Genomic DNA, 21,188 nt, shown 5'->3' with positions numbered 1-21,188 from the left:
AGGAGGCGTGCCCTCCGGCAAGTAACCCCGTTACTCAGTAAGGGAGTTCACCGCAGGTCGGGTGCGGCCCCAGGCGGTCTGGACACCGCGCACCCGACCGGGAGTGAATGACCCCTGCACCATCAATGGCATGTTCATGCCTTCCGTCTCATGCCCATGCCGTCGCCCCGGGGCCCGACGGGTCCCGCGCCGCAAGGGAGGAACCCCGGCACATGAACACCACCCCGCCCACCACCCCCAGATCCCGGTTACGGCCGCGCACCCGGGCCCTGCACCTCACCACAGCCGTGCTGGCGACCGGCGCCCTGATCGGGGCGGCCCCGGCAGTCCCGGGCGCCGATGCCGTGCCCGGTATCTCGCGCCCCACGCCCGTCGTCACCTGGGCCGCCAGTACGGACCTCGTCAGCCCCACCGCCCTCCAGGAGCGCACCTACCGCCTCATCGTCCGTACCAGCGTGGGCGGCGAGGGACTGCGCATCCGGCTCTCCAACACCTTCGGCACCCGGCCCGTGACCTTCGGCCGGGCGTACGCCGGCCTGCGGTCCACCGGCGCGGCGCTGGTGCCCGGCAGCAATCGGCAGCTCAGCTTCGGCGGCTCCCCCACCGTCACCCTGGCGCCCGGCGCGTCCGTCTACAGCGACCCGCTGCGCGGCACGCTCCGCCCGCAGGCCGATCTCGCGGTCAGTCTGTACGTGCGGCAGGCGAGCGGTCCCGCCACCGGTCACAAGATGGCGCTCCAGACCTCCTGGATCGCCCCTTCGGGCGACCACGCGCCGGACGAGGCGGCCACCGCGTACACCGACCGCGCCACCTCCTGGTTCTATCTCGACGCCGCCGTCGTGAACGCCCGGCGCGGCACCGGCGCCGTGGCCACGCTCGGCGACTCGATCACCGACGGCGCCTCGTCGACGGCCGACACCAACCGCCGCTGGCCCGACTTCCTCGCCCGCAGGCTCGCCGCCGATCCCCGCACGCGGATCAAGGGTGTGGCCAACGAAGGGATCTCCGGCAACAAGGTCCTCAGCGACGGCTCGGGCCAGAGCGCCCTCAAGCGCCTCGACCGTGACGTCCTGTCGCAGCGCGGGCTGCACACCGTGTTCCTGCTCGAAGGCGTCAACGACCTCAAGGCGACCCCCGCGCCCACCGCCGCCGCCCTCATCGCGGGCTACCGGCAGATCATCGACCGCGCGCACGCCGCCGGAATCTGCGTGGTCGGCGCGACCGTCATGCCGTACGAGGGCTGGCGTGAGTGGAGCCCCAGCGGCGAGGCGCTGCGGCAGGAGGTCAACGCCTTCGTACGGGAGAGCGGGGCGTTCGACGAGGTCGTCGACTTCGACGCGGCCGTCCGTGACCCCGCCCGCCCGTCCCGGATCCTGCCCGCGTACGACAGCGGAGACCATCTGCACCCCGGCGACGCGGGGATGCCGGTGATGGCCGACGCCGTCGACCCGGAGCAGCTGCGCTGCTCCCGCCGATAGCGGCCGGGTCGACCGGGAGGTACCGAGAGCCGCAGGTCAGCCGCCCCGGCCCGGGAGATGCCACACGGGCCGGGATCGATCGGCTTACGTAGACTGTTCGAACTCTCGGACATCACGGCCCACCCCGTCCTCGGTGGGGGCCGGCCAACGCCATGGGAGGCGAGCATGGGCACCCGTCGTACCTCATTGCCGGGAGTCGGTACGCAGTACGACTTCACGACCGAGGCGGGCCGGCACATATCCGTCGTCGTCCACCACGACGGACGGCGCTTCCTCGGCTTCTTCGCCCCCGACGACCCCGACGCGTGTCTGCTGTCCGTCCCGCTCTCGTCGGACGAGGCCACCGCCCTCGCCCATCTGATCGACCCGGCGCCCATCGACGCCGTACGGACCGACGGCATCGACCTGGTCACCGAGCACATCCCGGTCGGCATCCGGTCGCCGTACGCAGGACGGCTCCTCGGCGACACCCAGGCCCGCACCCGCACCGGCGCGTCGATCGTCGCGGTGCTCCGCCGTACCGGTGCGCATCCCTCCCCCGGACCCGACTTCCGTTTCGCGGCGGGCGACACGCTCGTCGCGGTCGGCACGCGCGAGGGCGTCGACGCCCTTGTCGAGATCATCGCCGGAGGCTGACCGTGCACGAGACGACGACCCTGCTGATCGAACTCGGCGCGATCATCCTCGGCCTGGGGCTGATAGGCCGCTTCGCCGGCCGCATCGGCCTCTCCCCCATCCCCCTGTACCTCCTGGCGGGACTCGCCTTCGGGCAGGGCGGGCTCCTGCCGCTCAGCGCCAGCGAGGACTTCATCGCCGTCGGCGCGGAGATCGGCGTCATCCTGCTGCTCCTCCTGCTCGGACTGGAGTACAGCGCGTCCGAACTCGTCGGCAGCCTCAAGACGCAGTACCCGTCGGGCGCGGTCGACTTCGTCCTCAACGCCGTGCCGGGCGCGGCCGCGGCCCTGATCCTCGGCTGGGGACCCGTGGCGGCCGTGGCCCTCGCCGGTGTCACCTGGATCTCGTCGTCCGGCGTCATCGCGAAGGTGCTGACCGACCTCGGCCGTCTCGGCAACCGCGAGACACCGGTGATCCTGGGCGTCCTGGTGATCGAGGACCTGTCGATGGCCGTCTACCTGCCGCTGCTGACCGCCCTGCTGGCGGGCGCGGGACTCGCGGGCGGCAGCATCACCCTGCTGATCGCGCTGGGCACGGTCGGCGTCGTCCTCCATCTCGCGCTCCGCCACGGCAGGCTGATCAGCCGCGCGGTCTCGTCCGACAACCCCGAGATGCTGCTGCTGGTCGTCCTCGGCCTGACCCTGCTGGTGGCGGGAGTTGCCCAGGAACTGCAGGTCTCGGCGGCGGTCGGCGCGTTCCTGGTGGGCATAGCCCTCTCCGGCGAGGTCGCCGAGGGCGCGCGCAAACTCCTCACCCCGCTGCGGGACCTGTTCGCGGCCGTGTTCTTCGTCTTCTTCGGCCTCTCCACGGTCCCGTCCGAGATCCCGCCGGTCCTGCTGCCCGCGCTGCTGCTCGCGGTGGTCACGGCGGCCACCAAGATCCTGACGGGCTGGTACGCGGCCCGCCGCGCGGGCATCGCGCCCCGCGGCCGGCTCCGGGCGGGCGGCGCGCTGGTGGCCCGCGGCGAGTTCTCGATCGTGATCGCGGGCCTCGCGGTCGCGACCGAACCCCGTATCGGCCCGATCGCGACGGCGTACGTCCTGATCATGGTGATCCTCGGCCCCCTGGCGGCGCGCTGGACGGAACCGCTGCTCTCCCGGCTGCGGCGAACGCCTCCGAAGCCGGGGCTGCCGACGGGGCCGGGCGGAGTACCGGGGCACGAGGAGATCACGCCGTCGGCGAGTTCGAGCGGGCCGGTAGGTGGCTGAGGGCTGCCGGTGGCTGCGCGGTCAGGAGTGCCCGGACGGGCCAGGGCCGGTGACGGTGCGAGCCCAGCGGCAACTCGGCAGCAGGCACCTCTCGGGCTCCCGGTGCCGTACGCGTACCCCGGGTCAGGCTGTGCGCCAGCGCCGGACGGTGTCACCCTCCACGGTCAGCCACGTGCCGTCGCCCAGCGCCAGGGGGTCGAAGCAATTGGTGCCCGGGTAGTCCACCTCGGCCACGGGCTGCAGGGTGCGACCGTCGAGGACAAGGTGCCGATTGTCCTGCGAGTCCTGCTCCTTGCCGACAGCGGCCAACACCCGGTCCGTGTCCAGGAAGCCCGGACGGTACCCGACGAAACGCAGGCCTTCGGGCAGCACGTCCTCCGCGTCGACGCTGACATCGGCCTGCCCTGAGGCGTAGCGGCTCAGCCACTCCCCGCCCACGTCCAGCTTGAGAAACGCACCGTCCCTGCTCAGTCCGGCGAACGGCTCGTCCTCCAGACCCACCGGCTGCGCACGGAGCGCGTCGTCCTCGACCGTGATGACGAGGGAGTGGAACGTGTCGCCTCCCGCCGCGTCGAGGAACACCTGCGAGGGATCGGTCAGCGACCGCTGAAAGGTGTAGCCCGAGGAGGCGGACGGCAGCACGGTCTGCGTCACCCGCCGGCCACCGGCCAGGTCGAGGGCGATACACAGGTCACCCGGGTACGAGCCGGGCTCCGCCGGACCCGACACCGTGGCGAGCAGCAGGCGACCCGATGCATCGGCGACGCACGCACCGGAGCCGATGTTCCCTTCGCCGGGCCAGGCGTCGTGGCTGTACGTCCAGCGCACCCACCCGTCCGCGTCGTACACGGTGATGGCGTCCCTGCCACTGACTGCGAGACCGCCGTCGGGGAGCGGGGAGGCGAATCCATGCCCTGGTCCGGGCCGGGGCGAAGGCCAACGTCGCTGCCGAGTGAGGACACGAGAGGAGTCCTCGTCGACCCGCCCCACGATGGTCTCCCCCGTCCGCTCGGCCACCAGCCAGCACGCTCCGTCGCACACCAGCCAGGCGTCGCGAGGGTGAAGCGCGAATCCGGGAAACTCTTCCTGGGCCATGAGTTCAGCCGCGAAGCGTGTGCAGTCCATGTCCTGTGTCCACCTCGGGTGCAGGTGCCGCTGATACGTAGCGTGCCGTCGCCCCCGTCCTCGTCCGGAACCGGCACGCCAGGCCACCCATTACTTCGGCGCGAATACCGAAGCCGGCGGGAACACGACGTCCGTGCACCCCCTGCGCTCGGTCACGTCATCCACGTACGCACGCAGTAGCGCGGCCATCTGCCCGCTCACGACGCCGTCGTACGTGTAGCTCACGGTGAGCGCGTGCAGGGCAGGCCGCCCGTCGCAGACGGAGGAGGCCCACCAGACGCCGGCACCCTCGTCACCCCCGGCCGTGCCCGGCTTCAGGAAGGTGGTGTCGGTGAAGAGCGAGTGCCCCACCGACTCGGCCTCGGTGCCGAGGAACGACGATGCCCTCATCCACCACGGAGAGTGGGTGAGCGCCGGTTCGGCGAACTCCCTGTCCGATCCCTTCAGATCGTCGGCGATCTCGCCCACGGCGGTCGGGCTGACCGCCAACAGGCACGACTCCGTGGAGCTCTTGGCACCGAGCGGTGCCTCCAGCACGCGGTCGGGCAGCCGCCCCCGGTCCGTACGGCCCAGGTAACCCCGGTACCAACCGCAGGACGCCTTCGCGGACGTCGGGTCGCCGAGTTCCCGTCCCGGCGTGGGCAACTCCGCCGGAAGAGCAGACACCTTCGCGTCGCACTTCAGCCGAGCGGCGGCCTTCACCGCCGACCCGTGGGCGACCTCGGCGAGCGTCCGGCGGTCCTGGTCCGACACGTCCTCGTAGTCGGCCCGGGCGGTGACCGACAGAGTTGCGGGCTTCCCCGACGCGCACACCGCCCGTACCGTCACGGAGTCGTCGCGGTAGTCACCCGGAGCGCCGTCCCCCAGGGGGTGGGGCTCCGCGTGGTCCGCCGTGCGGGTCACATCCTCGTCGTCGCTCTCACGGCCCAACGGGTTCTGGAACGGTTCCAGCCTGCTCTCGTCGCCCACGACATGCAGGGGACGACCGTCGGCCGTCGCGCGGACCACGAGTGAGAAGAGGCCGTCCGATCGTCCGGACTCCGATACCCCGTAGATCCGGCACGCGCTCGGCAGGGAGTCGATACGGAGCCCGGAGTCCGCACCGCTGTCGGCTTGCGTCCTGACCACCCCGCCTCGCAGCGACAACACGGCATCGGCGTCCACAAGTCCCGCGCACGCTTCGGCGATCCGGTCTTTGCTGTCGGCCTTCTCGCCCATGTCCTCCAGCGTGAGCCAGAACGCCCAGAGGCTCGCTCCCATCCCGGCCAGCGCGAGAACGTACAGCAGTTGGTTGGACCGGCGCCGCCAAGGCCCTTGATCAGGCCTGCCCGGTATCCGCGGCAGCCACCGTGGTCTCATCGGCGGCACTCCCTCGGGCAGCCGTGTGCCTGCCCGGTCCTCCCCCGCGTCGCTCACGCGCCCCCCTCGTGCTCTTTGCCGCTGGTCACAATTCGCAGAAGTTATCAGGTGCTCCGGTCGCCACGACCTGCCCGCCCACCCTTCGTCGGGGCTGCGCTCGGCTACGGTCGTGGAGTCCGACACCGGCCACCGGCCCCGGCCCACGAGAAGGCGATGACCACACTCCCCGAGAACGCGCGCGAGCCCTTCCATCTGCTGGCCGGTGCCGAGGCGTCGCCGGTGATCCTTCACGTCCCGCACTCCTCGCGGGCGCTTCCGGCGTCCGTGCGTGACGGGATCCTGCTGGACGACGACTCCCTCGCGGCCGAACTCGGCCACATCACCGACTCCCATACGGCCGAACTGGCCACCGCGGCCGCCGGACTCTGCCCCCTCCCGCCCTGGCAGTTCGTCAACCGGCTGTCCAGGCTGGTGATCGACCCGGAACGCTTCCCCGATGAGCGGGAGGAAATGCTCTCGGTCGGCATGGGCGCGGTCTACACGCGGACCACGCACCGGGAGCCGCTCCGCCCCGACGGCTTCGACGGCCGGCCGCTGATCGACCGCTACTTCCACCCGTACGCGGCGGCCATGACCGCGGCCGTTGCGGACCGGCTGGAGACGGCCGGGCGAGCCGTGATCATCGATGTCCACTCGTACCCGAGCGAGCCCCTGCCGTACGAACTCCACGGCGACGGCCCGCGGCCGCCCATCTGCCTGGGCACGGACGCCTTCCACACTCCGCCCGAACTTCTCGCCCTCGCACAGGAGGCGTTCGGGGACTTCGGCGGCACCGGCATCAACAGCCCCTTCACCGGGACGTACGTACCGCTGGAGTACTACGCCAAGGACGCCCGGGTCAGCGCGCTGATGGTCGAGATCCGGCGGGACGTCTACATGAAGGAACCGGGAGGGCCGACGGGGCCGGGGCTGACTCCGCTGGCGGTGGCGCTGGCGGAGCTGGTGAACGCGCTGACTCCCCCGCGTGGGTAAGAACCGGCCATCACGGCGCGCTGCTGTTGGCCCGCTCCCACGCGGTGAGGATCTCGGCGGGGATGCGTCCGCGGTCCGGTACCTGGTAGCCGTTGGCGCGGGCCCAGGCTCGGACCGTCTTGCCGTCAAGGGCTCGGGGAGCACGGGGAGCTGAGGGCTCGGGGTCGCCGGATGCTGTTGCGGAGGGGGCGAAAGACGGCCCCTGGGCGAGGAGATCATCCGGAAACAACGGCACGCGTGTCGTGCCGCTGAGCACCGACGCGAGGAAGTCGGTGAGTGTGCCGTCGAAGGTGTACCAGCCGGGGCCACGGGCTTCGTTGACAGCAATGCACCAGGTATCAGGCTCCGTGGCCGGTTCGCTGACCCAGAACAAGTACTCGCCGTTGTCGGTCACCCCGATGGCGAAGAGGTTCGCCGGGTCATGGGGCCCGGTGTCGGTGCCTCGATTGCGGTCCTGCTCCAGCTGGGCACGAACAGTGGCAGGCATCGAGCCGGTGAGACAGACCCAGTCGGTCGCCCCGTGCGGGTGGTGAACGCGCATGAAGTTGCAGAATGCGCCGGGACCGAAGGCGGCGGCCAGCTGCTTGTAGTCCTCCGGCAGCCGAATGGCCAGGGTGCCTTCGACGGCGTCCCAGTCCACCCGGGGCGGGTCGGCCGGGGGCGGACAGAGCCGGACGAGGTCGTCGAAGCTGGTCACAGAAACCCCCGCCAGTGCCGCTGTTGCAGTTCGTCAGCCTCCGCGCGGACCCCCGAAGCCCACCGAGGCCCAGGCAGCGCGCAGCCCCGACCGCGCGCCACGGTACGTTCCAGTGTGACGTCCGCCGGTGAAGCCCAGCGAGGCTCCGGGAATGACCGGGGATTCCGGCCGCGCTCGCGCCCGTGAACATTCGAGGATGTCCCCCGCGGACGTTCGGAAGACGTCCTCGCAGTCCAGCGGCACGCGCGTGCCGGTCTCCTTGCCCTCGCCCGACCACCACAGGTCTGTCGCCGTGACCTGCTGCCCGTCCCCCAGCAGCGCTGGCTTCAGCCGGATCGCCCGCGATAGGTCGTCACCCGGCAGCACAGCCCGGCGCGGTACAAGGCACCGTCGGTCCCTGTTCCACTGTTGGCCGCGACCGTGCCCGCCCCGGACGGCCGCAGGGGTCAGTCCCCGCGCGGCCCAAAGAAGTCCACCGAGGTGACGAGGGCGTAGTCGAAGTAGACCGGGTCCCCCTCCTCGTCCATCGGGTATTCGAAGCTGCTCTCGTTCGACAGAATGACTTTGAGGGCGGGAAGGGTGTCCACGCCGTCGTCGTTCTGCTCGACCGTGTGGCCACGCTCCTCAAGGCGCTCCAACAGATCTTCACTGGGAGTCCGGAAGACGTCGAGCCCGTCGAGGACGACCGTCACATCCGCGTCCTCGACTCGGAACCGGTAGACGTGGATGTCTGTCAGCGCGCCCTTGGTGAAGCCGAGATTGAACTCCGTCTGGGACTCCTCATGCTCGCAGAGCACCTGCCCAGGCGCGCCGCCGTATTCCGGGTCGGAAGGGGCAAAGCCCAGTTCGCGCGCGGCCCCAACCGCCTCGTCGGCCGACATACCGAGCCTGAGCGTGGCAACTCCCACCTCCGGCAGCAGCTCCAGAATCATCGTCCCCTCCTCACGTTGTCCACCCCCGGGGCCACACTGCTTGCCCCCCACCGAGAAGGTTGTGGGCGACTGACGTTCACCCTGAGTGCCGTCAAGAGCCGCTCTCGTAGCGGTAGTTGTAATAGTCCTCGTTCCCGACAAGGACGGACGTGAAATACAGCGGAAGGCCGTGGGAGTCACGGGGAACTTCCTGCGACGTCTGCCGTGTGAATCCCAGCGAGACGCCGGGGACGACCGGAGAATCCGGCTGGGAATCGTCGACACGCAGGCCCGCCGCCCTCGCGCGTTCGAGGATGTCCTCGGCCGGTGTCCTGAAGACGTCGTCGCCGTCCAGCAGGACGCGCGTGTTGGTCTCCTTGCCTTCACCCGGCCACCACAGTTCGATCGCGGTGACGCGCTCCCCGTCCTCCAGCAGCGCCTGATAGCTGACGCCTTCGCACACTGCCAAGACCTTCACGGACCTGCGGGTGCTACGGCGCAGCACCTTGGCCTCGCCCCAGACACTCACCGCGGACACCGCTTCATCCAGTGTCATCCCCAGGAGCACGGGCGCCACTCCACGAGGAGGGTCGAGTACCAGGTCCATGTCCACGCCGCAGTTCCGATCCGCTCGCCGTCGCTGGGAATCCGTCAGGCGACGGAGTGACCGCTTTCCTCCATCTGCGAAACCAGCTGCTCGCCGGGAGTACGGAAAACGTCCAGTCCATCGAAGGTGGCGTTGATATCGGCGTCCTCCACGCGGAAGCGCCAGAGCTCAACAGCAGTCAGCGTCCCGTCCTGAGGGAAGGACAGGACGAATGGGAACGCGGAGTCATCGAGGTTCACCGCATACATCCCCGGCGGCCGCTCGGCCCCTGGCCGATGACTGATCCGGCCCAGCCTATGAGCGCTCTCCATGGCTTCGTCGAAGGGCATGCCGTGCCGGAACGGGCCAGCACCGATGTGCGGCAGAATATCGACATCCATACGTGCTGCTCATTCCCTGTTGCCGACTCGGTGCAAGCCGGCAACCTCGGACACCCCCGCCTTCGGCAACAGCTCCGGAATCATCGCGCACCTACGAGCGGCAACAGGTCGGGCGTCCATCCGCTCGACGGCTTCACAAGGCGATCCTCGTGGCCACCAACGCGTAGTCGAAGTACAGCGGGGCACCGGTCCTCGGATCGGTGGGGAACTCCTGGCTGCTCGCGTTGGCGAGGATGACGTTGAGGTCCGGGATACCGTCGAAGCCGAGGTCGTTGTAATCGATGACGTGTCCGCGGCCCTCGATCCGGCGGCGCAGCTCCTTCTTCGGGGTGCGGAAGACATCGAACCCGTCGAGGGTGACTTGCACGTCCTCGTCCTCACTCAGAAAGCGCCACAATTCGATGCCGTCCAATTTCTCGTCTGCTTCGAAGATGAGCACAAAGTTGAGGGTGGTGTCGGGCTGCTTCACCACATACTTGCCAGGCGGCCTTTCGCCTTCGGCACCGTGCTTCACAGTGCCCCGCTCGTGCGCCACTTGCATGGCCTCATCGAAGGACATGCCGAGACGGAACGGTCCGGCGCCGACATGAGGCACGATTTCAATGTCCATCGTTGTTCTGCTTTCTATGCTCGGCCGCAACCCGTCTCAGGCCAACAGGGCCGCTTCGTCGATCGACCAGCCGCGCTTGGCCAGCATGGCCTGGAGCGGCTTATTGTGTTTGAGACTCGCGACCATCTCCTCGATGTGCTGATCGTACTTCCCAGGGAACTTACTCTTGATGTCGACGATATCCATCCTCATCGCCTCGGTCAGACGCCCCTGGCTGATCAGCTCTCGCTGCCTCAGATGCCATGCCTGCGTCTGGACGCTGTATCCGGTGCTGTAGAGGTCCAGGTGATCGTCCCGCTCCATGCGGATGGCCGGTCCCCGGCGAACCTCCTGCTCGTCGTGCGGTTTCCCCGCTCGATAGAAGCCAGGGTTGGTGACGTCTTTCCAGGCCGCCTTGGGTGGAATGTGATTGACCTCCATCCTGACGCCGTACAGGGGCTTGCCCGTCGTCTTGTCCTTCAGATTCGCGGGCATCAGACCGCCGTACCAACCACCGTTGACCGTACAGCCCTTGGAGATCAGCCCCTCAGGGTCCATCCACGTGTACGGATTGGTCACGTAGGTCGCCGGATTGGGCGCCGGCGCCAAGCCCAACGGGTCCGCCGACACATAGCGCGCCGTCTCCGGGTCGTAGTGCCGCTGGAGGTTGTAGTGGAGACCGGTTTCCGGGTCGTCGTACTGACCGGGGAAGCGCAGCGGAGTGTAAGCGTCCGCTTCGCGGGCCCAGGCTGTGAGGCCCCAGACCGTGGAGCGCTTGTGCCAGGCGATCCGGCCCTGCTCGTCGACGAGTTCGGTGGGCGTGCCGACGAGGTCGGTGACGATGGCGAAGTAGCGGCTGTCGACCTCGTCCTGCGAGGAGTCCGCGACTGTACGGCGTTCCAGCTGGGAGACGGGGCGGTACCCCTCGTGGTCCCAGGTCAGCGTCACCCCGGTCGAGGTGTCCGTCTGCTCGGCCAACCGCGTGTCGTCCCAGGCGAAGTGAACGGTGGCTGCGACCGTAGCTCCGTCGGGTGCCATGCGGTGCTTGGCCGTGCGGCGCCCGAGCGGGTCGTAGGTGTATCGCCAGACCGTGCCGTCGGGGGTGGTGCAGGACTCCAGGCGGTCCTCGGCATCCCACGCGTAGCGCCAGGTATCGGGCTTGCGGGACAGGCGCCGTTTCTGGCGCAGCACGATCCGTCCGGCGACGTCGTACTCGTAGCGCACACCGCCCGCTCCGAGGAGGCGCGTCCCGTCGTAGGTCCGTTCGCCGCGGCCCTCCGTGTGGCGGGCCTTGTCGGGCCATTGAGCGCCGGTCTGGTTTCCGGTGGCGTCGTACGTGTAACTCTCCGACCAGTCGCCGGCAGTGACGCCGAGCGGGCGGCCCACCGGGTCAAGCTCGAACCGCGTCGTCAGGCCGCTCAGTTGGTCGGTCGCTGAGGTGAGAAAGCCGTCGGCGCGATAGGCGAATGCCCGCGAGCAGACTGTGCGCCGCGCTGTGGAAACCGTCTGCGACGTCAGGCGACCGATCGCGTCCCAGCCCGACGCGAGCGTTACCGGTGCGTCGGAGGGCCCGAACGAGCGCTGCAGCTCGCGGCCCAGTTCATCGCGCCTGTAGTCGAGGACGTGCCCGGACCCTTCGACGCGCACCCGGTTGCCGCCGGCGTCGTACGAGTACGAGGTCACCGCCCCCGTGGGGGTGGTGCGCGACACCAGTTCGCCGTGTGCGTCGTAGCCGAAGAACATGGCGCGCCCGTCGACGGTCTCTGCCAGCAGCCGCCCCGTCGCGTCGCGCTCCACGGCGAGCGTGGATGTCGGTGACTCGGCCCGGGTCAGTCGGTCCGCGACATCGTAGGAGTAGCGGGTGACGATTCCGGCGGCGTCCTTCGCCACCACGTTGCCGACGGCGTCGTACGACATGGCGATGCGCCGGCCGAGAGGGCTCGTACGGGCGATGAGGCGTCCTGCGGCATCGTGGTCGTACGTAGTGGTACGCCCGTCGAAATCGGATTCCGATGTGGGGAGACCGGTCGGTCCGTAACGGTAACTCCACGTCCTGCCCTGCGGGTTGAGGACGCCGGTGACCCGTAGCTCGGTGTCGTAGGTGAACTCGTAGCGTGCCCCGTCGGCGCCCGTCCGGGCGGCGAGCAGGTCGAACCACGTGTACTCGAACCCGACAACGCCGCCCATGGGATTGGTGTACGAGAGGCAGTTGCCCTCCTCGTCCCACGTCCACGACTCGCTCGTGCCGTCCGGTGCCGTGCATCGCGACAGCCAGCCCTCATGCGTCCACTCCAGGCGGGTGACCGACCCGGCTGGATCGATCGACTCACAGGGCTGCCCGAAGGCATCGCGCCTGACCGCGTAGGTTGCGCCCTGCGGATCGGTGACCGATAGCGTCAGACCCGCCGGGTCGTTGGTGCGCCGCTCCACGGTGCCGTTGGGGAAGGTCACCGTGGCGAGGGCGCCGGCCCCGTCGTATGTGAACGCGGTCGAGTTTCCGTCGGGGGCAATGATCGTGGTTCGGTTGCCGGACTCGTCGAATGCCTGCTGCCAGACAGTGCCGTCCGGACCCGTCATCGATACCGGCAGGTGCAGGTCGTCGTACGTGGCCGACGCCTCCCGTCCGTCCGGGTAGTGCACCGTGGTCAGGTTGCCGCGTTCGTCGTAGGTGAACCGGGACGTGGTCCCGAGTTCGTCGGTGCGGGAGAGCAGATTGTCGTAGCGGTCCCAGGTGAACAGCACGGTGTGGCCGAGGGCGTCGGTCTCGGCGATGGTCTGGCCGAGGCTGTTCAGGCGGGTGACGGTGACCGCCCCGGTGGAGTCCGTGAACCGGGTGACGCGGGACTCGGAGTCGTAGGAGAAGTGCGAGGAGAGGGCCCCGTCGGGGCCGATCGTCTCCACCACCCGCCCCGCGGTGTCGTACACATAGGAGTAGGTGTGATCATTGCGGTCGGTCCACGACGTGACGCGGCGCTCGTCGTCGTAGGTGAAACGCAACGGCACGCCGGATGCGCCCGAGACGGCCTCCAGGTTCCGCTCCGGGTCGTAGCCGAAGGACGCGACCCGCACCGGCCCTTCAGGAGTCTGCACGTCCAAAGCGGTGACCCGGCCCAGGCCGGGGTCGGTGGTGACGCGCACGCGGTACCCGCCCTCGTGGACGACAGTGACGGGCAGGCCGTCCTCGCCGCGGCCGATCAGTACGGCATTGCCGTTGCGGTCCTCGACTTCACCCAGCCAGTACAGACCCGAGCCGTACGGGTTGCCCGTGAACCGCCGGGTGATACCCGAACGCGGATCCGTGACCGCGTACGTGACATCGCCGAGGACCCCTCGCTCCTCGAAAACGAGAGGCATCCGCTCACCCTCCAGCGGCAACACCTCCACCTCGCCGTCCTCGGACGGAAGCGCCGGATAGACCAGGACGGAGCCGTCCTCCCGTGCCCAGGCAGCGCCCGCGCCGGTCATCTCCAGGCGTTCGTCGAGCGTGGAGGCCCAGCTGGGGCCGAACCAGGTGCCGAAGCGATAGCTGGATATGTGGGTGCGCCTCAGTACCAGGGACAGGACGCCCGGCAGGGCGAGATCCGTCTGGGTGAGAACCATTTCGCCGGTCGCCACATCCACCGGGTCGGTCTTGCACCGCCTGCTGAGGAGTGCCATCGCGACCTCGCGGGCCCGTTCCACCAGCTCTCGCATCGACTTGGGACGGGGTCGCGCAGGCCCCGAAGCACCCCGCCGCCCCTCCACCCCACCCTCGCCCTTGCGGTCCCCGCCCTTGATCCCGCGCACCCTGTCGTGGATGTCCTGGTCGGTTTCCTTGTGCGTCTTCGAGCTCTTGCCGATCGCCTTCGGCAAGGTCGTGCCGACGTGTTCGCCCAGGTCCTTCAGCGCCTTGCCGAGCTTCTCCGTGACGCCTTCGATGGTCGTGTCCAGGACCGCGGTCAGGGAGTCCTTGCCTTTGGCGCGGCCGTGGTGGCCCTTGGCCTTGCCGAGCTTGCTCCCGGCCTTGTTGTTCATCGACACCTGCACGCCGGCCAGGTGCATCCCCACATTGCCGTGCGCGTCGTGGTCGATCACCGGCCCGCCACCGGGTCCCGGACCGCCGGGGCCAGAGGCGGAGTTGAGCTGAAGGCCCTCCTTCCCGGCCTTCACCGTCTGGTCCTTGTCGTACCCGTCCTGCACCCCGGCGATGTTCATCGCGGTCTGGATGGCCAGGTCCGCCACCACGTTCTCGATCGCGGCGACCGCGGGCTGGGTCAGCGTCGCGACGATCTCCGAGACCGCTGCCTCCGCCATCTCCTTCAGGATCCGCTTGAACGCGATCCGGGTGGCCGCGATCTTCGCTCCCGCGATGAGCGTCGACAGACCGGCGGTCACCGGAGCGAACGCCAGGGTGATGCCCACCGTGGCGCACAGGTCGGCGAGTTCGCCGACCGCGGCGATCTTCCGGGCCACGATGATGTCGGCCACCCGGTCCAGCGCGCCGGCGATGATGCGGGCCGCCTTCGCCAGGTCCTTGTGCTTGCCCGACACCTTCTTCCAGTGCTTGTCCAGCGCCGTCAGTGATTCGCTCTGACCGCTGGAAAGCAGGCGCTGGACGTGCTGGTGCGCGGCATGGCCGTCCTCGTCCGCGTCGTCCGCGAACTCCCGCAGCGCGTCCGCCATATCGCGGTACGCGTCCTCGTCGACGTTGGGCCAGCCCACGCCGACCACGTCGAGCATCGTGTCGACGCCCTCAGGAATCGTGTAACCCACGACGCACCTACCCCCGTCACAACAACCAGTACGACTTTAAGATCATCTACTCTCGCATGAGACAACTGATGGGCTCTACAAGGTTCCAGACGACCTGTGAGGACATGGTGAGAGACCGTCAGCGGTCACTGCGGCCGGGAAAAGGGGAGAGGATTCAGCCCCGCCCCGCCGCCCACCCCGCCAGTTCCGCCTTCGCCGCCCGCAGCAGCTCCCCCGACGGCGCCGACGCCTCCGCCCCGTTCGTCACCAGTGCGTAGTGCAGCCCCTCGGGCGCCGGTGTCAGCAGTAGCCGCCTGCTTCCCGTTCCGCCCACCTCCGGCGCCACTGCCACCGGTACCCCCGCCGCATACGCCGGCAAGCCGTGTACCGAACCCACGTCCGAGACCACCGTCGTCGTCGCACTCGGGAACGAGGCCGGCAGGTGCAGTTCTGTCGGCGCGGTGACGCCCGTCGAGCGCCAGAGCAGGAGACCGTACTGGCCCGCCCCCACCAGTTCGCGGACCTTCGGCAGCGAGGCCGGGACCGGGTTCCATGTCAGCGTCGTCGAGCCGTCGCGCGCCCGGTCCTCGTAGGTGAAGGCCACCGTGCGGCCTGCCACGGCGCTCGGGTACAGCCGGTCCAGGAGCCGGGCGTCCTGGCGCAGGACCGGGGTGCCGGAGTCGTCCAGGCGGACGGCCGAGAGGTCTTCGTCGTTCCACGCGTCCGCCGCGGTCAGGACCTTGTCCGGGTTGCCGTTCATGAGTTCGTGGTGGCGGCCGTGGTAGATGTCCCACTGCCATTGGGTGCCCGAGAGAACCGGGCCCGAGTCCTGGGGGCGTGACCACCATGTGGCGCCGGGCAGGCGGGAGTCCAGGGCCTGGTACATCGCCTTGCCGATCGTCGGGGCCTTGTCGGAGACCGAGCCCGTGAGCGGGTGGCCGAACTCGCTGACGATGCCCGCCGTTCCCGCGGCCGCCGCGCGGTCGCGGACCGTGCCGAAGTCGCCGCTGTACTGGCCGTCGGCCGCCTTGCCCCACATGAAGATGCCGGAGATGGCCTTCTGGTCGTAGAAGTGGGTGTTGAAGACGTAGCGCGGGCCGAGCGTCCCGGCGTCCAGCAGGCCGCCCTCCTGCTTCTGGAAGGCGAGGTTGGCGTTCCAGAAGAGGTTCGGCTCCACGAACGCGGGCTTGTGGCGCCAGCCCGCCTCGTCCATGCGGGCACGGAACTTCTCGTAGAACGGCCAGAGGACGTCCCGTTCCCAGGCCGGGCTGCTCTGGCCGGCGTCGTAGGTCCCGGCGTGCGGTTCGTTGTAGGGGTCGAAGCCGGCGATGCCGGCGAACTCCGCCGGGGTGAGGTGCTCGGCGAGGTACGCCATCGTGGTCCGCGCGGTGGCGAGGAAGGCGTCCTGAACTCCGCCCCGGTTGTGCCAGAAGTCGTACGTGGCGCGCTTCACGGCCTCGTTCTGGGTGATGTTCTGCCCCCAGAAGAGGCAGATCCCGCAGGACTCCCGGGGGTAGCCGCCTGCCTCGACGACCCACCGCGGGGCGCCGTCGCCGGTGTACCAACTGCCCTCGTGGAAGAGGTGGCGGGAGAAGAGGTCCTGGTGGAAGTCGGGGTAGACGCGGACGCCTGCCGCGAGGAAGGCCCGTATCTGCGCGGTGACGGCGGCGAGGTAGGTGACGTCGACCTGCCCGCGCACGGGCTCGGCGTACGCCCAGGAGAGCAGGAAGCGCGCCGTGTTGCCGCCGCCGAGGTTGCGCAGCGCGGCCGCCGACTTCTCCGCGTCGGCGACGGAGGCGAAGGGCAGCCCCTTGTTCTCGGCGAGCTTGGTCTCGCCCGAGACGTTGTAGCCGCGCAGGACGACCTCGCGGCCGAGTCCGTCGGTGAAGCGCCCGTTCCCGACGGTGAACGAGGAAGCGGCCTGCTCGTCGAACCAGAGCCCGCCGGGGGCGGCGCGCACGGCCGCGGCCCGTTCACCGAACGGCGGTGTACCCGGCTGGGGTTCGGGCACCGGAGCGGCAACGGACGGCTCTCCCACCGTCAACGAGGCCGTCAGGACGATGAGGAGACCGATCAGACGCCCGCGCATCTTCGCCATGCCCACAACATCCTGACGGACCGTCAGCTTGTCAATGGTTCCGGCGGATGCCGCTGTCGCACCTTGCACCACCTCGTCCCGAAAGGGGGCGTTGAGCATCCTGGAGCACTGAAGAATCGGCAGTAATTCGACCATTCCGTATCTCGCCCGACGGAACTCCGTTATGCCTTTATGTGCCGCGCACCCAGGGTCGGCGGTAGCACGGAATAGCCTCTCGACTGCATCGCGTGACATCCGGCGACATGCCGCCGAAACACACGGCACTCTTCAGCGAATCTGCACACTGAATACCTCGGCGTCACAACGTTTCCGACAGCCGTTCCCCTGCGGGTCCGCGCACCGTACACGTCGAGGCGGAATGTCCCGTTCCGTCGGCCTGGTCGCGCTGACGTGCGGCGATCAATGCGTGGAGACACGTGAAGAAGCTGCCGCCAACTCATGGACGCGCGTACACGTCAGGTAATCCAGCGGCCTTGGAGACAGCGGATCGGCGCTTGTCCGATTGGCTGAGCAACGCAGCCCCGTGCTTTGATCCTTCGCACCGCGGGAGTCGTACGAAGGGGTTTCCGAATACGGGCTCGCCTGACTCGTACGACCACCGCCGCTGCGACAGGACTCACCTGACGATGGCTCGGTCGCGGCAATTTCGATATATCCATGCGAAGGGAACCCCCATCATGAACAACTTCCAGGTCGAGACCCAGGAAATCTCGGACGCCGACCTCGACAACGTGGCCGGTGGCCTCGTGAACCAGGCCGTCGGCGCCGTCACGGGCACCGTCGACTCGGTCGTTCCCGTCTCCGGCACCCTCGCCGCCGCCGCCGGCACCGTCGGCTCCGTGACCGGCACGGTCGAGGGCCTCACCGGCCTGAACACCGCCGGCGTGACGGGCCTCGTCGCCGGTCTCTGACTGGACCGTGTGCCGCCCCGAGCGGCACACCCACCGGTCGATGACGGCCCGTCGGCTGTTCCCCTCTTGAGCCGACGCGCCATGGCCGTGCTGTCCGAGCCCACCAGGTTCCGGACAGCACGGCCGTCGTCCGTGTGGGGCCCGTCCCGGTCCGCCCCCGTGTCCTTCCCGCTGTACCCGTGTACCCCACGGACCCGTACGTCCACGGGTGTTCCGCGCCCGTCACCGATTCCCGCAGCGCCGGGGATCCCCGCAGTAGAGGGAAAGCGTCGTGCAATTCCGCCAACAGGCCCTCTCCAAACTGCGTTCGCCCGAGGAACTCGACCTGCCGGTACGGTTCGCCCGGCCGCAGGGTCTGCTCGTGCTGTCCGTGACCGTTCTCGTCATGATCGCCGCAGCGTTCTGGGCCGTGACCGGATCCATCACCTCCACCGTGAAGGCCCCCGGCGTCCTCACCTACGGCCAGGGCAGCTACATCCTCCAGAGCCCCGTCTCCGGTCAGATCACCGAGGTCCTCGCCGAGGAGGGTGAGCGGGTGGCCGCCAACTCCCCCCTGGTGAAGGTGCGTACCCAGCAGGGAGCCGTCGTCGTCCGCAGCATCGCCGCCGGACGGCTGACGACGCTCGCCGCCACCATCGGCTCCGTGGTCACGACCGGAGCCGACGTGGCCGCCGTGGAGCGTGCGAAGGGGGCGAACGACCCCCTGATGGCGATGGTCTACGTACCGGCGGAGCGGGGATCGACCGTGCCCGTCGGCGCCTCGGTGGATCTCACCGTGCAGTCCGTGCCGACCCAGCAGTACGGCGTGCTCCGCGGCACGGTGAAGGCCGTGGGCAGGACCGCGCAGACCCGTCAGCGGATCAGCGGCTTCCTCGGCAGCAGCCAGCTCGGTGAGCAGTTCTCGCAGAGCGGCCAGCCGGTGGCGGTCCTGGTGCGCCTCGACGCCTCGAAGACGACCAGATCCGGCTACACCTGGTCCTCCTCGGACGGCCCGCCCTTCGAGATCGAGTCGATGACCCTCACGAGCGCTGCCATCCGTCTCAGCGAGCAGCACCCGATCGATTGGCTGCTTCCATGACCGCGACAGGCAACACCGCAGCGTCACAGCGGCGGGGGTCACAACGGCAGGCACCGCAGCAGCAGTTGCCTCCTCCGGGCCGCCGCCGCCAGCGGCAGGAGACCGGCGGCGGCCGACGGCGCGCGCAGCGCAGCCGTCCCCCGAAGCCGCGCAGGCGCAGCACCGTCCGCACCCCCACCATCCTCCAGATGGAGGCCCTGGAGTGCGGCGCCGCGTCGCTCGCCATGGTGCTCGCCCACTACGGACGGCATGTGCCGCTGGAGGAGCTGCGGATCGCCTGCGGTGTCTCCCGCGACGGATCGCGCGCCAGCAACGTCCTCAAGGCCGCCCGGAGTTACGGCCTTCAGGCCAAGGGCATGCAGATGGAGCCCGCGGCGCTCGCCGAGGTCCAGGCGCCGGCCATCCTGTTCTGGGAGTTCAACCACTACGTCGTCTACGACGGCATGGGGCGCCGCTTCGGCCGGCGCGGGGTGCACATCAACGACCCCGACAAGGGCCGCCGCTTCGTGACGATGGAGGACTTCGACACCAGCTTCACCGGTGTCGTCCTGGTCTTCGAGCCGACCGCCGCCTTCCGCCGCGGCGGCCGCAAGCCTGGCGTCGCGGGCGCGATGCCCGCCCGGCTGCGCGGCACCAAGGGCACCCTGCTGGCCGCTCTGTTCGCGAGTCTGCTGCTGGTCGCCGTGGGCGCCGCGCTGCCCGCGCTGAGCCGCACCTACATCGACATGTTCCTGATCGGCGAGCAGACCTCGCTACTGGGGCCGCTGTTCGCCTCGATGGCCGCGCTGGTGGTGCTCACCGCCGTCCTCACCTGGCTCCAGCAGGCGAATCTGCTGCGCGGCCGTGTCATCTCCTCGACCCTCGGCAGCGCGCGGTTCTTCCGCCATCTGCTGCGGCTGCCGGTCACGTTCTTCGCCCAGCGCAGCCCGGCCGATCTGGTGCAGCGGCTCCAGTCCAACGACGCGGTGGCCGAGACCCTGGCGCGCGATCTCGCCGCGGCGGGCGTGGACGGCGTCGTCGTGATCCTCTACGCCTTCCTGCTGTGGACCTACGACCCCCAACTCACCGTCATCGGCGTGCTGATCGCGCTGCTGAACGTGGTGGCGATGCGGATCGTGATCCGGCTGCGGGCCACCCATACACAGAAGCTGCGGGCCGACAGCGCGAAGCTGACGAACACCTCGTACACGGGCCTTCAGCTCATCGAGACCATGAAGGCGACCGGCGGCGAGAACGGCTTCTTCCGCCGCTGGGCCGGGCAGCACGCGACCACGCTGGAGGAGCAGCAGCGCCTCGGTGTGCCGAGCGCGGTCCTCGCGATCGTCGCACCGACCCTCGCGACCTTCAACAGCGCGCTGATCCTGTGGATCGGCGGTATGCGGGCGGTGGAGGGAGCGATCTCGGTCGGTCTCCTCGTCGCGTTCCAGGCGCTCGTGACCCGCTTCACCGCGCCGATCACCCGGCTGAACGGTGTGGCCGGCCGTATCCAGGACTTCGCCGCGGATGTGGCCCGCCTGAAGGACGTCGAGAACTTCCCGGTCGACGAGCTCTACTCGCGCGACGAGCCGGACCCCAGCACCCGCAGGCTCACGGGCCATGTGACGCTGGACGGCATCACCTTCGGCTACAGCCCGCTGGACAAGCCCCTGCTCACCGATTTCTCGCTGACCGTCGGGCCCGGACAGCAGGTCGCGCTCGTCGGCGGATCCGGCAGCGGCAAGTCCACCGTCTCGCGCCTCATCGCCGGGCTCTACAGCCCGTGGGAGGGCACGATCCGGATCGACGGCCGGCGTCTCGAGGACATTCCCCGCAGCGCGCTGGCGGCCTCGGTCTCCTTCGTCGACCAGGACGTCTTCCTCTTCGAGGGCACCGTCCGCGACAACGTGGCCCTGTGGGACCCCTCGATCCCGGACGACGCCGTCGTCGCGGCCCTGCGGGACGCAGCCCTCTACGACGATGTGATCGCCCGCCGCCCCGACGGCATCCACAGCCGCGTCGAGCAGGACGGCCGCAACTTCTCCGGCGGGCAGCGCCAGCGGCTGGAGATCGCCCGCGCGCTGGTGCGCCGGCCCAGCGTCCTGGTCCTCGACGAGGTGACGAGCGCCCTCGACGCGCAGACGGAGCAGCTCATCATCGACAACCTGCGGCGCCGCGGCTGTGCGTGCGTCGTCATCGCCCATCGGCTGAGCACCGTGCGGGACAGCGACGAGATCGTCGTCCTCGACCACGGCACGGTGGTCGAACGCGGCCGTCACGAGCATCTGGTGGCAGCCGGCGGTGCCTACGCCGACCTGGTCAGGGAGCACTGA

At 69.4% G+C, this 21,188-nt stretch carries 16 protein-coding genes; 7 read left to right on the top strand and 9 right to left on the bottom strand.

What is annotated here, in order from left to right; translation table 11 throughout:
* The first annotated feature begins 212 nt into the window (after positions 1-212).
* The 3 genes from OHA05_RS30650 (at position 213) to OHA05_RS30640 (ending at position 3,361) form a co-directional block, all read left to right on the top strand.
* Entirely contained in the window at positions 213-1,478 is a 1,266-nt protein-coding gene (locus tag OHA05_RS30650; protein WP_328862299.1) for an SGNH/GDSL hydrolase family protein, read from the top strand.
* Between the two features lie 165 nt (positions 1,479-1,643).
* Positions 1,644-2,114 (top strand): cation:proton antiporter regulatory subunit, encoded by a 471-nt coding sequence (locus OHA05_RS30645; protein ID WP_313943023.1) that lies wholly within the window; start codon positions 1,644-1,646, stop codon positions 2,112-2,114.
* 2 nt (positions 2,115-2,116) lie between these two features.
* Positions 2,117-3,361 (top strand): cation:proton antiporter, encoded by a 1,245-nt coding sequence (locus OHA05_RS30640; RefSeq protein WP_328862298.1) that lies wholly within the window; start codon positions 2,117-2,119, stop codon positions 3,359-3,361.
* A 123-nt stretch (positions 3,362-3,484) separates the two neighbouring features.
* On the opposite strand, the gene OHA05_RS30635 is transcribed toward OHA05_RS30640, so the two are convergent.
* Together OHA05_RS30635 and OHA05_RS30630 are read right to left on the bottom strand one after the other, a co-directional pair.
* Positions 3,485-4,486, bottom strand: coding sequence for a hypothetical protein (locus OHA05_RS30635; protein ID WP_328862297.1), 1,002 nt, complete (start codon positions 4,484-4,486; stop codon positions 3,485-3,487).
* 90 nt (positions 4,487-4,576) lie between these two features.
* Positions 4,577-5,902, bottom strand: coding sequence for a hypothetical protein (locus OHA05_RS30630; protein WP_313943026.1), 1,326 nt, complete (start codon positions 5,900-5,902; stop codon positions 4,577-4,579).
* Between the two features lie 156 nt (positions 5,903-6,058).
* Between OHA05_RS30630 and OHA05_RS30625 the strand changes: the two genes are divergently transcribed.
* The gene (locus tag OHA05_RS30625) at positions 6,059-6,877 is read left to right on the top strand and encodes an N-formylglutamate amidohydrolase (protein ID WP_328862296.1); all 819 of its coding nucleotides are present in this window, start codon (positions 6,059-6,061) and stop codon (positions 6,875-6,877) included.
* A gap of 10 nt (positions 6,878-6,887) precedes the next feature.
* Here the strand turns inward: OHA05_RS30625 and OHA05_RS30620 are convergent, their stop codons facing one another.
* From OHA05_RS30620 to OHA05_RS30590, 7 genes are all read right to left on the bottom strand, one after another.
* Positions 6,888-7,574: an Lsr2 family DNA-binding protein gene (locus tag OHA05_RS30620; protein ID WP_328862295.1), complete on the bottom strand. Its 687-nt coding sequence runs from the start codon at positions 7,572-7,574 to the stop codon at positions 6,888-6,890.
* A 446-nt stretch (positions 7,575-8,020) separates the two neighbouring features.
* Positions 8,021-8,506, bottom strand: a complete 486-nt coding sequence (locus OHA05_RS30615; protein WP_313943029.1) for a hypothetical protein — start codon at positions 8,504-8,506, stop codon at positions 8,021-8,023.
* A gap of 91 nt (positions 8,507-8,597) precedes the next feature.
* Entirely contained in the window at positions 8,598-9,041 is a 444-nt protein-coding gene (locus tag OHA05_RS30610; RefSeq protein WP_313943030.1) for a hypothetical protein, read from the bottom strand.
* A 95-nt stretch (positions 9,042-9,136) separates the two neighbouring features.
* Positions 9,137-9,472: a hypothetical protein gene (locus tag OHA05_RS30605; RefSeq protein WP_328862294.1), complete on the bottom strand. Its 336-nt coding sequence runs from the start codon at positions 9,470-9,472 to the stop codon at positions 9,137-9,139.
* Between the two features lie 133 nt (positions 9,473-9,605).
* On the bottom strand, positions 9,606-10,082 hold the full coding sequence (locus OHA05_RS30600; protein WP_328862293.1) for a hypothetical protein: 477 nt from the start codon (positions 10,080-10,082) through the stop codon (positions 9,606-9,608).
* 36 nt (positions 10,083-10,118) lie between these two features.
* Entirely contained in the window at positions 10,119-14,813 is a 4,695-nt protein-coding gene (locus tag OHA05_RS30595; protein WP_328862292.1) for a DUF6531 domain-containing protein, read from the bottom strand.
* Between the two features lie 154 nt (positions 14,814-14,967).
* Positions 14,968-16,890 carry an endoglycosylceramidase gene (locus OHA05_RS30590; RefSeq protein WP_328862291.1) on the bottom strand — a complete coding sequence of 641 codons (1,923 nt, stop codon included), beginning with the start codon at positions 16,888-16,890 and terminating at the stop codon, positions 14,968-14,970.
* Between the two features lie 677 nt (positions 16,891-17,567).
* Here OHA05_RS30590 and OHA05_RS30585 point away from each other — a divergent pair.
* The 3 genes from OHA05_RS30585 to OHA05_RS30575 all read left to right on the top strand — a co-directional run bounded on the left by OHA05_RS30585 (position 17,568) and on the right by OHA05_RS30575 (position 21,188).
* The gene (locus OHA05_RS30585) at positions 17,568-17,801 is read left to right on the top strand and encodes a type A2 lantipeptide (RefSeq protein ID WP_313943035.1); all 234 of its coding nucleotides are present in this window, start codon (positions 17,568-17,570) and stop codon (positions 17,799-17,801) included.
* 271 nt (positions 17,802-18,072) lie between these two features.
* A complete protein-coding gene (locus OHA05_RS30580) occupies positions 18,073-18,879 on the top strand; it encodes an HlyD family efflux transporter periplasmic adaptor subunit (protein WP_313943036.1) in 807 nt (268 codons plus the stop codon).
* Complete coding sequence (locus tag OHA05_RS30575; protein WP_313943037.1) at positions 18,876-21,188, top strand: NHLP family bacteriocin export ABC transporter peptidase/permease/ATPase subunit; 2,313 nt, start codon at positions 18,876-18,878, stop codon at positions 21,186-21,188. Before OHA05_RS30580 ends, OHA05_RS30575 begins: the two co-directional genes overlap by 4 nt.

The organism is Streptomyces sp. NBC_00306 (genome assembly GCF_036169555.1).
Lineage (GTDB): Bacteria > Actinomycetota > Actinomycetes > Streptomycetales > Streptomycetaceae > Streptomyces > Streptomyces achmelvichensis.
Note: the sequence above shows the minus strand (reverse complement) of the source record. Positions and strands in the feature narration are given on the sequence as shown.